The sequence below is a fragment of the Novosphingobium album (ex Liu et al. 2023) genome (assembly GCF_029076845.1).
Lineage (GTDB): Bacteria > Pseudomonadota > Alphaproteobacteria > Sphingomonadales > Sphingomonadaceae > Novosphingobium.
On sequence record NZ_JARESE010000062.1, the window covers coordinates 311842 to 326502 of the forward strand.

12 protein-coding genes and 1 pseudogene are annotated in these 14661 nt (G+C 63.2%); 3 read left to right on the forward strand and 10 right to left on the reverse strand.

The window, feature by feature from the left end:
- Positions 1 to 235: 235 nt before the first annotated feature.
- The 3 genes and pseudogenes from PYV00_RS18555 to PYV00_RS18565 form a co-directional block, all read right to left on the reverse strand.
- Positions 236 to 484 (reverse strand): hypothetical protein, encoded by a 249-nt coding sequence (locus tag PYV00_RS18555; RefSeq protein ID WP_275229820.1) that lies wholly within the window; start codon positions 482 to 484, stop codon positions 236 to 238.
- Positions 367 to 1187: pseudogene (locus PYV00_RS18560) on the reverse strand (IS5 family transposase). Before PYV00_RS18560 ends, PYV00_RS18555 begins: the two are co-directional and overlap by 118 nt.
- A gap of 120 nt (positions 1188 to 1307) precedes the next feature.
- Positions 1308 to 1988 (reverse strand): hypothetical protein, encoded by a 681-nt coding sequence (locus PYV00_RS18565; RefSeq protein WP_275229775.1) that lies wholly within the window; start codon positions 1986 to 1988, stop codon positions 1308 to 1310.
- A 372-nt stretch (positions 1989 to 2360) separates the two neighbouring features.
- On the opposite strand from PYV00_RS18565, the gene PYV00_RS18570 reads away from it, so the two are divergent.
- The 3 genes from PYV00_RS18570 (at position 2361) to PYV00_RS18580 (ending at position 6555) form a co-directional block, all read left to right on the forward strand.
- Positions 2361 to 4391, forward strand: coding sequence for a serine/threonine protein kinase (locus PYV00_RS18570; RefSeq protein ID WP_275229776.1), 2031 nt, complete (start codon positions 2361 to 2363; stop codon positions 4389 to 4391).
- 191 nt (positions 4392 to 4582) lie between these two features.
- The gene (locus tag PYV00_RS18575; protein ID WP_275229777.1) at positions 4583 to 6223 is read left to right on the forward strand and encodes a hypothetical protein; all 1641 of its coding nucleotides are present in this window, start codon (positions 4583 to 4585) and stop codon (positions 6221 to 6223) included.
- 8 nt (positions 6224 to 6231) lie between these two features.
- Positions 6232 to 6555: a hypothetical protein gene (locus PYV00_RS18580; protein ID WP_275229778.1), complete on the forward strand. Its 324-nt coding sequence runs from the start codon at positions 6232 to 6234 to the stop codon at positions 6553 to 6555.
- 84 nt (positions 6556 to 6639) lie between these two features.
- Here PYV00_RS18580 and PYV00_RS18585 read toward each other — a convergent pair whose 3' ends face one another.
- The 7 genes from PYV00_RS18585 to PYV00_RS18615 all read right to left on the reverse strand — a co-directional run bounded on the left by PYV00_RS18585 (position 6640) and on the right by PYV00_RS18615 (position 14606).
- A complete protein-coding gene (locus PYV00_RS18585; protein ID WP_275229779.1) occupies positions 6640 to 7122 on the reverse strand; it encodes a hypothetical protein in 483 nt (160 codons plus the stop codon).
- Between the two features lie 82 nt (positions 7123 to 7204).
- The gene (gene tssH / locus PYV00_RS18590) at positions 7205 to 9856 is read right to left on the reverse strand and encodes a type VI secretion system ATPase TssH (protein WP_275229780.1); all 2652 of its coding nucleotides are present in this window, start codon (positions 9854 to 9856) and stop codon (positions 7205 to 7207) included.
- Complete coding sequence (gene tssG, locus PYV00_RS18595; RefSeq protein ID WP_275229781.1) at positions 9853 to 10923, reverse strand: type VI secretion system baseplate subunit TssG; 1071 nt, start codon at positions 10921 to 10923, stop codon at positions 9853 to 9855. Before tssG ends, tssH begins: the two co-directional genes overlap by 4 nt.
- Positions 10887 to 12752 (reverse strand): type VI secretion system baseplate subunit TssF, encoded by a 1866-nt coding sequence (gene tssF, locus PYV00_RS18600; RefSeq protein ID WP_275229783.1) that lies wholly within the window; start codon positions 12750 to 12752, stop codon positions 10887 to 10889. The genes tssG and tssF overlap by 37 nt, the downstream gene beginning before the upstream one ends.
- A 4-nt stretch (positions 12753 to 12756) precedes the next feature.
- Complete coding sequence (gene tssE, locus PYV00_RS18605) at positions 12757 to 13299, reverse strand: type VI secretion system baseplate subunit TssE (RefSeq protein ID WP_275229784.1); 543 nt, start codon at positions 13297 to 13299, stop codon at positions 12757 to 12759.
- On the reverse strand, positions 13299 to 14087 hold the full coding sequence (locus PYV00_RS18610) for a type VI secretion system accessory protein TagJ (RefSeq protein WP_275229785.1): 789 nt from the start codon (positions 14085 to 14087) through the stop codon (positions 13299 to 13301). The genes tssE and PYV00_RS18610 overlap by 1 nt, the downstream gene beginning before the upstream one ends.
- 27 nt (positions 14088 to 14114) lie before the next feature.
- Positions 14115 to 14606 carry an Hcp family type VI secretion system effector gene (locus tag PYV00_RS18615; RefSeq protein ID WP_275229786.1) on the reverse strand — a complete coding sequence of 164 codons (492 nt, stop codon included), beginning with the start codon at positions 14604 to 14606 and terminating at the stop codon, positions 14115 to 14117.
- Positions 14607 to 14661: the final 55 nt, after the last annotated feature.

The following is a 14661-nucleotide window of genomic DNA, read 5'->3' on the forward strand; positions in this document are numbered from 1 at the left end:
CCTACCCGAGTGGCCCGTCACCTTTCACAGTCGGCACGAGGAAGGAAGAATGGAATGGCGCTGAAGCGCACGCCGGAGGAGATCATCCCGGCGGGGGGCGGAGAGGCTGTTCGGGCCGTCTACCTCTACCAAGGCTCTCCGGTTCAATCGGCAGCAAGCCTTTCAGAATACGCTATTCCGCTTCGCCGAGATCGCCTTTGCTCAAGCTTGCTTTCCCCAAAAAGGCAGCCATGAATCAATCACCCTCACCCGCGTCAATCATGACCACGCCTTTCTCCATTGCGGCCATCGAGAATTCGCGGCACACCAACGGAATGGCAAAGCCGATACCCCTGAGTGTCTGATTCAAAATTATCCCGGGTGACTTCATGATCTTGCGATCCGGCGCGCGAAGAGCTGGATCGAGGCGATGAAGAGCCACGCGGTTGCTGATGCAATGGTCTGCTCGAAGTCTTTGGCGAGGCGTCGGTTCCGGTTCAGCCATGCCAGCGTGCGCTCCACCACCCAACGCCGGGGCAGCACCTCGAAGCCTTTCGTCGCATTGGACCTCTTGATGATCGCGATGGTTCATTTGCCGAAGTGGCGCAGGGCGTCCTTGAGCTTGTCTCCGGCATAGCCGCCATCGGCGAACACATACCGCAGCCATGGGAAGCGATGAACGATCTCGGCGAGCACCAGCGGCGCGCCGTCGCGGTCCTGGATGTCCGCGGTGTGGATCACGGCATGAACGAGATTGCCGTCGGTGTCGGTGAGGATATGGCGCTTTCGCCCCTGACCTTCTTGCCCGCGTCACAGCCGCAAGGCCCGCCACTTTCCGTGGTTTTGACGCTTTGGCTGTCGATCACCCCGGCACTGGGCGATGCCTCGCGGCCAACCGCCTCTCGTCCGATCAGCAACAGGGCGTGGTTGAGCGAGAGCCACTGGCCGTTGTCGCGCCACAGGTAGAACCAGCGGCGCGTCGTCGAGACCGGTGGAAAGCACGGTGGCAGCATTCGCCACGGCAGGCCACCGCGCAGCAGGTAGAGGATCGCCTCGATGATCCGCCGTAGCGGCCACTTGCGCGGACGGCCCACATGCGAGGGCGGTGGAAAGAACGGTTCCAGCACAGCCCATTCGCCGTCGGTCAAATCGGTTGGCAAAGCCAGGTCCGCACGGGCATACTGCGCCCGAGTGGTGTCAGTCCACATCGTCGATCTCCGGAAGTTTGTAGCAAAATCCCCTGAATCAACGACTTGGTCAGCTGTCAAGCTAACCCACTGATACCACTCAACTTAATTTCGGATCAGGCTCTGAGACACCTGGTGCGGTTACTTGCACGAATCGGTCGCGCGCGGGCATTTGATCCTAGCGATCTTCCAGGCTTCCTGAAGCATGGGCAGGTGGGCCGACCACACGTTAATCATTTCCACCATCCGCGCCTTGGCTTCCTCCGGCGGCAGCTTGTCCATGCCATAATATGGCACCTGGTTGGACGACAGCCTGAGGTGAAACTGCTTGGGCAAGCTGGCCACGGTATAACATGAAGGCTTGCCCTGCGTCCGATTGAGGTCCTTCGTGACGTCGCTGACCCAGGCCGCGCAGACGTTCGCCTCGTTGGAGACGCTCCAGAGCGTATAGAACTCCATCGTGCCGCAATGGCTTTCGTCCACGCAATCGCTGAAGTTCACGCTCCAGCCGATCTTGCCGTCGGTCACCTGCAACGCAGCCTTTTTCGCTTCGGGCTCCTGCACAAGGCTTACCGTATACTTCGCCTCGGCAATCGCATCTTTCATCACGGCAGGATCAATGCCCGAAGGAGCCTGAGGGGCCTCCGGCTCGGGCGCGGGAGCAGTGCGATTTTTCTTCGGTGCGCGGCGCGGCGCCTTCGTCGCGGCCTTGCGCGGCCGCTCTTCCACTTTTCGCTGCAGACGGATTTCGGCCATGGCGGGCATCGGCGTCACCAATGCCAGGATCGAAACGACCGCAATCCAGCTAGGCATCCTGCTCATGATTCGCATCCGCCCCTGATTTCAGATGTTGCTTGATACCGCGACGCGGGACCAGCACCAACTCTTGACCGAACTCATGCAACAAATTCCCTCTTGTTTGAAGGAGAAGCCCGAATCCGATAGGCGCCGTCCCATATTGAGGCTAGTCTGCACCGAAGTCGGACATGTGCATGTCATCCGGTTGACGGACGGCATCTGTACGGGTTCGATCGCGAGCCAAGCATCATGAGTGCCGACGTTGATGACTGCAGAATTCGGACATGACGCCCAGGCTGCCGCTTGCCACAACCGCCTCGGGCGCAAGCGTGCGTCGGGCCTTGCCCCTAGCGGGCTGGACGCGCGGCCATTGATCGTGAGGCCAGAGGCGCGGTAATGCCCGACAACAAGAACAAGCCGGCCGCTCCCGGACATGAGGCCACGGTCCTGATGTCTTCGACCGGCGTCGAAATCACCGGCTTTGGCGCGGCGCACCCGGATGGCGGGCGGCGCACGCTCAATGTCGGGGATGTGCTGAACAACATGTTCAAGGTCGAACGCTTCATTGCCCGGGGCGGCATGGGCGAAGTGTTCGAAGGCATCAACATCGCCAGCGACGAGCGCGTGGCGATCAAGGTCATGCTGCCCGGCCACGCGGGCGACAGCAAGCTCCTGGCCCTCTTCCGCAGGGAAGCCCGCACGCTGACCCGGCTCAACCACCCGGCGCTGGTGCAGTATCGCGTGCTGGCTCAGGAACCGCGCCTGGGCGTCTTCTACATCGTCACCGAATTCGTCGACGGCGCGAATCTGTCGGACGTGATCGGACGGCTCGATCCAACGCCGCGCGATCTGCTCGCGTTCACGCGCCGGCTGGCCACCGGGCTGGAAGCCGCGCATACGCTGGGCGCGATCCACCGGGATCTGTCGCCGGACAATGTGATGCTGCAAGGCGGCCTGCTTTCGGGCGCGCGGATTATCGACTTCGGCATCGCCAAGGAACTGAATGACAACGCGGCCACGATCATCGGTGACAGCTTCGCCGGCAAGCTGAACTACGTCGCGCCCGAACAACTCGGGGACTTCAACCGCACGATCGGCCCGTGGACCGACGTCTACAGCCTGGGCCTTGTTGTGCTCGCCGTGGCGACCCATCGGCATGTGGACATGGGCGGCACGCTGGTCAGCGCGGTTGACCGTCGGCGTGCCGGGCCGGACCTGTCCGAAACGCCCGAGGAAGTGCGTCCCCTGCTGGCGCGTATGCTCAAGCCCAACCCGGAAGAGCGCATCCAGTCGATGCACGAATTGCTGGACCTCATCACCAGCATCGAGGCGGGCCGCCCGATCGAGAACGCCTCTCCCCAGCCCGTTCCGCACCAGCCCGAGCCTGTCCCGCCCGCAACGGCTCAGCCGCCTGCCATCGCCGAACCCGAAAACATTGAGGAAAGCCCCGGAGTGGCTGCCGCGGCCTGGTCAGCGGAACCCGCGGCGATCGAGCCGCTTGCAGAAGCGCCTGCTCTGCCCGGTCCCGAGGCCAAGCCCGCCACGCCTCTTCCGCAGCCATCCGCTCGCCCGGCCAAGGAGCCCGGCACGGGCGGAGGGCGCCTGCCCGTCATTCTCGCCGGGGGAGCGGTGGCCGTCCCGGTGATCGCGGCGGCGCTGTGGTTCACGGTTTTTTCCGGCAAGGACGATGGGCTCGCCGCTGACGAACAAAGGGCGCTGGCACCTTCCGACAGAGACTCTCCGCAGATCAGGGCGGGGCTGGCCGCCGCGCTGCCGACGATCGGCTGCGCTTGGCTTGACCTGGCCGACGTGCGCGGCAGCGGCCAAGCGACGACCGCCGTGTTGCGCGGCGTCTCCGGCAATCCGGCCGACCTGAAGCGACAGATCGGCCGCGTGCTGACCGACCGGAAGCTGGCGCTTCCCACGCTCGACACCACGCAAGTCGCGTCGATCGCCGGCTCCGAATGCGTGCTGCTAGACGCGCTCCGGCAGATCCGCAGTCCTGCCGGCGGAACCCTGTTCGTACCGCAGCAGAAGATCGAGATGACGAAGCCAGCGATCGGCGATGCGGCCGGCGCCACGGTCACCGCCGAATTCAACCTTGCCGACCCCACGCTCGACTTGGCGCTGCTGGGGATCGAAAGCTCCGGGAAGCTGACGCAATTGACGACCGGCCGCCGCGAACTGGTCGCCAACAGTGAAGATCTCGGCAATGGCCGCTACCGGGTTTCGCTGGACGTCGATCACACCGGCTGGTCTGGCTTGATCGTGCTGACCGGCAGTCAACCGTTCGATCGCAAGCTATTGGCGGGCGCGCCCGGATCGCGGACCGGGGACTGGTCGCAGCAATTCCTCGCCGCCGCGAAGGAACGCAACTGGAAGGCCGAAATGATCTGGTTCCGCGTGGTGGACGAACAGCCGAACTGAGCAGGACGGCATTGCCAAGCGACTTGCGAACCGAGGCGAACGATGGTGAAATCAGGACGAGGGGGACAGCGGGACGCACGATGCGTTAGCGTTTCGGGCCAACCGCAAGCGGGAGCGGGCCACTGCATCCGATCGAGATCAGATTGAGGGACGGAATTCTCCTGATCGGTCCTCCCGTCAGGTTTCCCGATGTGCTGCTTCGCGCCGGCGACCAACTGACGCTCAACACGGTGTTGCGTCTGCTTGACCGCGACACCATGGCCATGGGCCAACTGCGCAAGGCCTGGCGCAAACTCCATCCCGCGCTATCGGCAAGCGTGCTGGATGACAGCGAAGTGACGAAATGGCTGCGCCGCGACATTGCCGCTCATCGGTTGAGCGCGGTGTTGCTGAGTGAGGCCGGCACCCCGATCGAGCTGGCGACACTGCCTGATGCGCATTCCAGCGTGATGCATGTGCCATTGGGTGACTGCACGCTGCTCATCTCGCCCAAGGGCCAGTTGCCCCGGCAGTTCGCGCGCTTTCACGACAATCCCACCGCGATCGCCAGGCTTGAGCGGCTGAACGACCGGCAATCCGTCTGCAAGCAGATGGACCGGCAGGCCAATCGCCTGCCCCGCACCTTGGGCACTCCCCTGCAAGGTGCGCCCCTGCGCCGGCAGGTTGCGCACGGGCTTGCGACCGGTGCTTGCGATGCGGCGGTGCTGACCGATCCACGCGGGATCAGCCAGGTGGCGGCGCGCAAGGATGCGCCTGTCGGCATCGGGCAGATGAGCGCGGCCGAAAAGGTGGCCGAGGCTGTTTCGCTGAGCACCAACCATCTTACCGGAGCCATGCGCTCGGCGATTCAGGATCTGATTTCTCCAGAAAACCTTGCCGTCTTCGCGGGCACGCTGATCGCCGTCGCTCTCGCCCAGCTCAACCCCGTTTCCGCCGCGCTTGTCGATGGAACGCTGGTGATCCTTGCCTGGGCGAGTGCGGGCATCGCCGGTGTCAGGGCCGTGGGCGATCTCGTCAAGGCGACGGCCAAGGCGATGGACGCCGCCTCCGATACCGAACTCGACGAAGCGGCACAGCTTTATGCCGCCGTATTCGTCACACTCGGCGCCGGTGTGCTGCAGGCGTTGATGACGCGTTCGATGGCCAGGCGGGGGAACACCGCGAAGCGATCGGCGACGGAAAGACCTGCCGCATCGAAGCCGGAAAAGCGGAAGCCGGCCCCGGACAAGACCGGCGAGCCACCGGAACAGCCCAAGGCACCCACCCCGTCGCAAGTCCTGGCCTCGGCAAAAGCCGCGCTCTCGAAGCGCGGTGTGCCCAAAGAAACGCTCGATCTTCTCAAGAACGAAAAGCAGATCAAGGCATTCGAGCAGACCCTGGATGAAATCGACGCGCTCGATCGCAAAAGTCTGCCGGGGAAAGAAAACATATTCTATTCGGGCATGGCGCATGGCAAGCCAGCCTGGATGGCGGCCCGGAAAATGGCCGAGCAGAAAGGCATGAACTGGATCACCAGCGCAACGGGCGGCGTGCTCGACAAATACCGCGCCAGCGTTCCGCCCAAAGCGATGGACTATCTCGACGCGCTCGTATCAAAGAAACTCGCGCAAAGCGTAAAGGGCCCGGTCACCGTGTTGGGCGATGTGCGTTCCATGAATCTGGAGGGCATATTCTATAAGCACGAACTTCCCGCCCTGCTTGATAATCCCAACGTTCCGGCCGAATCGAAAGCACAATTGCAGATGATAAAGCAGGTGCTCGATTCGCGCGCCAAGGCCGCAGAAGCAGCGAAGTCGCTTGGCAAAGCGCCCCCCTTCAATCCATTGTTCTAGAGATCAAGATGCCTCAATTCCGCAAGATCGCCGAAAATGAAGCTTCCGACCAGGTGGGCCACCGTGTGGTCATCGAAAATGGCTACAGCGTGACGTACTATAGCGATGACGACAAAGTGTATCTTGCACGAGAAATCCGCCTTAAACCCAGTGGCGCAAGCGCGGGCAGCCTTGTTGATTTATCCATCCCCTATGATTGGGAGTCAGGCCGCGCCGTGACCCGAAGCGAAATAAACCAGATCGCAAGGGATCTCAAGACGGCGTCAAATTTGCTGGATGCGGATTTCCTGATCATCAGCACCTCGCGGGAAAGCACGCCAGATGCGTCCTGAAACACAACCGCTCGATGGGAAGCGCGGCTGACTGCCATCCTCTTAAATCCCAATATGGCCACCCGCATATGCTCGTGCGAGCGTTCATGCCGTATTATTGTATCTTTTGACTTTCTCAAGCAGGTGCTCGACATCGCCAGTCACAATGACGGACAGCAGAGGCTTAACTCCGCTTTCGTTGAGCGCTTTGACCTTCTTGTACAAAGTCTGCAGTTGTCCGAAATCATAAGGCACGATGCAACCATCGCTGCCACGCGGGCCCTGCCCGTGAATCAGAAAGCCATCCCTGCCGAACATTCTCTGGCCGCCCACGGGGATCAGCCTGATCTGGTTCTGCTTCGTTTCATGGACCTCCATGTCATAACTTCCCATGGGAATGGTACCGCCAATGGGATTGGGGCCCTTTTTCACGGCCGATGACAGGAAGTTGTTGGCGAGGATATCCACGGCCGCGTTCTTTTGCCTGCTGCCGCCCCGTCCGCCCGAAACGGCACGCATATGGAACCGCGTTCCGCCAACGGTGCCATACAGCGTCCCTTCCAGGCTGTTGAAGGTCATATCATCCATACTGGCCTCCTGCTTCGGATCGAATTGGCTATTGTCCTTGACGATATCTGAACTTGCCAGGCCGGGATCGGATCATGATCGGTTATTCGAACCGATACCCGAACCCGTCTCCTTCCGCGCTCACCGCGATTTCCTTTACCTCTTCGCCTTCCATCTGCCGTTGCAGCAGGCCGATGGAGACTTCAGGTAGCATGGTATTGGTCAGGATCGCGTCGATCATACGACCGCCACTGGCCAGTTCGTTGCAGCGCGAGACGATCAGATCGACCACATCCTCGCCATAGCGGAAGGCAATGGCATGGTTTTCCGCCACGCGGCGGACGATGCGGTCGAGCTGGATGCGAATGATGCCTTTCAGCATTTCGGGCGAAAGCGGGAAATAGGGCTGCACGGTCAGCCGGCCCAGCAACGCGGGCGGGAATACCTTCAGCAATTCAGGCCGCAAGGCTTGTGCCAGTGCATCTGAATCCGGCTTCATCTCATCGTCCTCGCACATCGTCATGATGAGGTCGGTGCCGACATTGGAAGTCAACAGGATCAGCGTGTTCTTGAAATCAATATAACGCCCTTCGGCATCATCCATGTAACCCTTGTCGAATACTTGGAAGAACATCTCGTGGACGTCGGGATGCGCTTTTTCCACTTCGTCGAGCAGCACCACCGAATAGGGCCGGCGCCGCACCGCCTCGGTCAGCACGCCGCCCTGGCCATACCCGACATAGCCGGCCGGCGCGCCTTTCAACGTCGAGACGGTATGCGCTTCTTGGAATTCGCTCATGTTGATGACGATCAGCGAATCGTCTCCAGAGAACAGCAACTCGGCCAGCGCGTGCGCCGTCTCGGTCTTGCCGACGCCCGATGGGCCGCAGAGCATGAACACGCCGACCGGCTTGTTCGGATTGTCGAGTTTCGCGCGGCTGGTCTGGATGCGCTTGGCGATCGAATCCATCGCGTGATCCTGACCGATCACGCGCGCCTTCAACTGATCGGCGATGGTCAGGACGCTTTCGACCTCGTTCTTGACCATCCGGCCCATCGGAATACCGGTCCAGTCGCCAACCACCGCCGCGACCGCGTCCTGATCGACCACCGCAAAAACCATCGGCTCGTCCCCGTGCGCCTGGGCTAGGTTGTCCAACGCGGCCTGCAGTGCCGCTTTCAACGATTCCTCGCCTTCCGGTGCGCTCCCTTCGGGTACCGCCTTGCGCGCCTGGGTAAGCGCGTCGCGCGCGGCGATCACGCCCGTGAGCGTGACCTTCTCCGCTTCCCACTTGGCGTTGACCGCATCGAGCGCGACCTTCGCCTCGGCGATCGCCTCGTCCAGCTTGGGCAGACGCTCACCCCTAGTGTACTGGCCACTGGCCTCGCGCGCGGCAATCTCACGCTCCACCTCAAGCAGTTCGAGCCGGCGCGCGCGATCCTCCACCGGGGCGGGCGTGGCATGTTGCGACACGGCGACCCGCGCGCAGGCGGTGTCCAGCAGGCTCACCGCCTTGTCGGGAAGCTGCCGCGCGGGCACGTAGCGCTGCGACAGCTTGACCGCCGCCTCGACCGCCTCGTCCAGCACCACGACATTGTGGTGCGCTTCCATCATCGGCGCGACCGAGCGAATCATGGCGATCGCCTTGGCGGTCTCCGGCTCGCCGACATGGACGGTCTGGAAGCGGCGAGTCAGCGCCGGGTCTTTCTCGAAATACTGGCGGTATTCGGCCCAGGTCGTCGCCGCGATCGTCCGCAGTCGGCCGCGTGCCAGCGCCGGCTTGAGCAGATTGGCGGCATCGCCGGTGCCGGCCTGCCCCCCCGCGCCGATCAGGGTATGCGCCTCGTCGATAAACAGGATGATCGGCTTCGGGCTGGCCTCGACTTCGTCGATGACCTGGCGCAGCCGCTTTTCGAACTCCCCCTTCACGCTAGCTCCGGCCTGCATCAGTCCGATGTCGAGCGATCGCAATGTCACGTCCCGCAGCACCGGCGGGACATCACCATCGGCGATGCGGCGGGCGAAGCCTTCCACTACCGCCGTCTTGCCCACCCCTGCCTCGCCAACCAGGATGGGATTGTTCTGCCGGCGACGCAGCAGAATATCGACGACCTGGCGGATCTCCGCATCCCGGCCGACGATCCGGTCGATCTTCCCGTCCCGCGCCTGCTGCGTGAGGTCGACCGAAAAACGCGCCAGCGCCTCACCGTCGCCAAGCGGACCCGCCGGCTCCCCGCGGTCGCTCGCGAACGCGGTGCCGCCATCGGTCTGGGTCTTTTCGTGAGACGCGGCACAGATCGCCTCGAACTCGGCCCCCAGCTTCTCGGCCTGGACCTTTCTGAATTCGCCACTGATCGAAAAGAGCGCGTTGCGCAGCGTCGCCGTCTTGACCATGCCATAGAGCAGATGGCCGGTGCGGACGCGCGATGCGCCGAATTGCAACGATGCGTAAAGCCAGCCCTTCTCGATCGCTTCCTCTATCTGCGGCGCGAAATCGGAAATCGCCGTGGCTCCGCGCGGCAAGGCATCGAGCGCGGCGACCACTTGCCGCACCAGCGCTTCGTCATCCAGCCCGAAGGCATTGCGGATCGCCGCTATATCATTCTGCGAGTCCTGGAGCAGCACGTGGATCCAGTGCACCAGTTCGACATAAGGATTGCCGCGCATCTTGCAGAATGCAGTGGCGGTCTCGATGGCCTTGAGCGCCGGCTGGTTCAAACGCCCGAACAGAGCGCCGCGACTGATCTCGGTCATGGGGCCGTTTTCCTTTTCCTCACACTGGTCTTGCGCAGGTGCGCGTCCGCACGGATTCGTTCAGGCCGCGCCAGCTGGCGGACCGCGCGTGGGCCTGATCGCTTCGGCGCGGGAGGCTTGAGCCAGCTCGTCCAGCCAAGGCGATTGCCGCCATCCAGCCGCAGCCCCGGCGCATCGGCATCGGCGATCTCCACCGTCAGATCCCATTCCAGATGGCCGGGCTTGAACGCCTCGATCGCTTCGGCCGCAACCGCGAAACGCTCGCCGACCGGAAGCAGGGAGAGGTAATCACGATAGTTGCTAGCCCTGACGATTACACGGAAGGCATCCGACGCGCTGAATACCTTGCGGCCCAGCACGGCATCGCTGCCCAGCGTTGCGAATGACTGGCCCAGGCAAGTCAGATCCTCATGCTCCAGCGCGCGCCACTTGGGAATGTATTCGACCACACGCACCGGCTGGCACAGCAGATGGCTGAGGCTGTCCTCGATGGCGACCGCGCTACGCAGGCCGCTAAACAGCGGAACGTAATGGCAACGCGCGCGGCGAAAGAAGGCGTCGTCCTCGTCCGCGCCCTCGGCACAGCCGGAAAGCGCCGACAGCCAGGCCGCGAAACGATCCTCGGTGGCGCGATCCGCATGCGACACGGGCTGAGAATCGGCCCAGGCGCGATAGAAGAACTGCAGCATCCGGCCGGCCAGGACATCGAGCCAGTCGGTAAACGGGTGCTTCTGGGCATAAAGCTTCTCGTAATACGCGAATTCGCTGAGATGCGTGGGCAGCGCGCCCATGGGGCCGGTCAGCCCCAGCCAATAGCCGCGCAACCGAATGCGGTTGCGGGCCGGCTCGGTGCCCGTCAGCGTGCTTTCGGCAAAGCCGAGCGTGGGCTGCTGGGCCAGATCGACAACGCTCTGCTCAGGCCGCTTGGCCCGCCCGACGCGAGGCTTGCCCGTTTCGCGCGCCTCCAGTTGCCGCACGATGGCGAACAGGCCTGCGCGCCTGAGATCCAGACGCTGTAGAAAGGAAGCGGTCAGATCGTGTGCTTGCGTCCGATGCGCGCCGGCCATTTGGCGATTTCCCCCTCTCCCGGTGTGCGGACGATGGTTTCGGTGAAGCTGTTGATCGTGGCGAATTCCGAAAGGAATCGTTCTACCACTGCACCGAACAGGAACATCCTGCCGTTTTCGTATGAGCCGTCGTCCAGCGTCAAGGTGATCCGGCTGCCCCGCGCCACGGCCATCTGGCCCCGGCCGGGAATCCGCCGGACGATCGAGCGGGAGCGCACCCCCGTGATACCGTCGATCTGCCGGCGCATCGCCGGATCGTCCCGGTGGCCGTACAAGGCGAGATGATCGCACAGCATCGCGGGATCATCGCAATCCTCAGGCGCCAGCGTCGCATAGTTGGGCGTCAGATGCCCGATCACGCGCCAGGCGCTATCGCCCAGCCCCAGCGGCGGACGAGGCTTGCTCGGGCTGCGCAGCACGGACACGGCCCGCACTGGCCCGGCGGGCACGGTGAAATGATTGCTGCCGCGAAACACCAGGCCGCCGGCCAGTTCCCGATTGGTGACAAGCGCCCGGATCGCCAGTTCCTTTATGTCACTCAGCCGGTCGGGATTGCCCGGCACGGTCAGCGACAGCCAGGTCTCGGTTCCGATATAATCGTCACGCTTCTTCAGCTTGCGCTGCTTCGAGGACAGCCGGCGCAGCGTCATGCGGGGAACGTAGAAGATCGCGTCCCGCCAGTCATAGAGCAGCGCCCCCAGCGCATAGAGCGGCACCACCGGCCTGGCCTCCTGCTCGTCGCGCAGATGGGCCTTCAACTCCAGCAGGCGGAACACCTCGAAGTCCAGCGGGCGCGTGCGATCGGGAACGACATGGAACTCGTGATCGTGTTCGTTGATCTGCAGCCGGCCCAACTGCTTTTCGAACAGGTTGATGGCCGGAGTGGCGAACAGCCGGAAATTGGCCGGCGACAACGCGCCGGAAAGCACCGGGGAAGAGCGATTGAACAGCAGGACCACATCGCATGCATTGGACGAGGCTTGCGCGAAGGCACGGTCCACGCCGCGCAACCGGGCGAAGAGAAAGCGTTCCGGGCAAGCGAAATACTCGCTCAGCAGGCGATAACCGCGAAACGACCGCAACTCGGCCGGCAGCAGGGCTTCCTCATCATCGAAGCCGACCTGTTCAGGCAGCGGCAGCGCCATCGGCACGACCGCCGCCGAAGCCGTGGCCGAACGGGCGAGCGCGGCGATGGTCTCGCCGATGATCTGCCGGTAAAGCTCGCCGGGCACGGCCTCTGATCCGTCGAGATAAAGCGGCAGGCTGTCGATCCGCAGTTTCTCCAGCGGAATTCCGCCGGTGCTTTCGAACCGCAGCCGCACGCCCGCCTCGGCCCGGACATTGGCCGCAACGGCGAAGTGCGCGACGGAGGAGCGCGAGGAGAGATATTCGACCTCGGTGATCTTCAACGGGTAAAGCGTGACAGCGTGGCCAGTGCGAAACGTCACCGGCGTGCTTTCCTGCGGGCCGGCAGTCGCGGTGATCTCCGTTCCGGCGGGAACCGCGTATCCTTCAGCCAGCAGAGGATCGGCGTCCTTCGGCTCGAAGCCCGCGACGCAGATCGACGGCATTGGCGCCAGATAGTGCGGCTGAATCGCGGTGAGCAAATGCTGGGTGAATTCGGGGTACTGGTCGGCCAGTTTGAGCTGGACGCGCGCGCCCAGGAAAGCGACGCCTTCGAGCAGGCGCTCGACATAAGGATCGGGATCGGTTGGCGTCTTGAGCCCGAGCCGGGCCGCGACCGTCTCATGCTCCTCACCAAACTCGCGGGCGGTTTCCCGCAGATAAGCCAGTTCATCGTTGTAGAACTGGAGCAGGCGCGGGTCCATGGGCCTATTCCCTGACCGTGACCGCAGCCGTGTCGATCTCCAGATCGGTGCGGAACTTGACGGGAATGGCCCTTACCGCAGACCGGACATCCGCCCGGATCAGATATGTGATCGCATTGGGTCGTTCAGCCTGCTCGGACCGTCGCACGTCAAGCGAGACTTTCTCGATCCGCGGCTCGAAAGCCTGGATGGCATTGCGAATATCCCGCGCGCGCTGCAGCACCAGCCGGTTGTTGAGCGCCTTGCCCGCCATGTCCGGCACGCCATAGTTGACCACGCTGGTGCGGACTTGCGGATAGGGTTCCAGATCGACCAGCGATTCCAGATTGGTCGTGTTGAGCAGCCAGGCCAGTTCCCGGCGCACGGTGGAGCGCAGGGCCGCTTCGTTGAAGCTCTCGATCTGCGGCACCGAAAAGTACGAAAGCGTCTCGCGCCGGTCCTCGATGCGTTCCAGTTCGGTGCCTCTCAGGCCACCGATCTCGTGATCGGCCACGAGCTTGTCGAACAGCGTCGGATCGAGATACCCGCGGCGGTTGCGAGCGGCCATCAGAGGAATGCGATGTCGCGCACGTCGAGCAGTCCGCGCTCGCTGCCGTCGGACAGCGTCCACAAGCGCTGCCCCAGACCCTCATCGCCCCAGTCGCGTGCGATCCAGCCGGTCAGGCGGCCAAGCTTGTGGGCGGGGTTGGCCGAAGCCTCGCTCCCCGGATAGCGCGCCGGCAGGAAAGCGGCACCCGAATGGCCCGAGCGGAAAGCGATTTCCACCGGATACCAGACCGTGTCGCGCAAGTCGCGCGGCCCCTCGCTGCGGATCGATTCCACGACGTCGAACGGGATGAGCCCATAGCGGCCCGCGACAATGGCCTCCATCGTCGGCCCGAACCGGCTGTCGGCATCGGCGATCCATTCGAACGGATGGCCATCCATGCTGCCAGCAAGGTCCGGCGCCGCATCGAAAGCCTCGTCCCGCGCCCGAATGCCACCCGGACCATCGCCGCGTGCGAACAGCGTGATGGCGCGAGCCACGCCTTCGGCCCAGCCCCCATGGCCGGCGAGCAGTGCCATTTCCGCCGTTCCGGCAAAGACCGCCGCGCGCTGCTCCTCCGCAGCGATGGCCTGGCCATAAGTCACACCCAGAAGCTGCGCCTGGGACGCGACCTGGACCAGGGCATTGAGCTGCTTGAGGGCCTTGTCCCACTCGCCATTGACGGCAAGCAGCTGGAAGAGGAACATCCGCGCCTGATCGTCGCCGGGCCGAGTGCGGACGATGTCGACCAGCGCGACCCGCGCGCCATCGACATCGCCGTCACGAAGCAACTGATCGGCGTCGACCAAGGACGAAACTCCCCGCGATGTCGGCCGTCAGACCTTCTTGTTGGCCTTGAGGTCGTAACCCGTCTTGATCGCGGCCCCGAGCGAACCATCGGCAGCCTGGGGCTTGTACTCAATCTCGATCTTCGCGAAATTGAGCGAGATCTGATCCACCGGAAGGACGTCATCCCCGCCCCCGGAACCGCCGGCCTGATAGCTCGACACCAGGATGTCGGTGAAAGTGACCTTCTGGAATTCCTGCTGCTGCCCGCCGGCCTTGCGGCAAGTCAGCACCGCATTGGCGATATGCTCGCCATTGGCGCACGCCAGCATGAGCTTCGGCGAGGCCTTGTTCACGCGCATGGTGAAGTGGAAATCCTGCATCGAGACCTTGCCCGCACCACCGCCGCCGCCGAAGGCCATGCTGCCTTCGTTGGTTGCGCCCCAAGACCACGACAGGACATCAATCTCGTTCTTGTGCTTATCGTCAGCGGATTCGCCGTCAATTCCATCAATTTTCAGGAAATAGTCAACCGACGCCATAAGTCCCTCCTGATTCCCTTACAATTATGCCGATAGCAAAACGCCCGGCATTAAT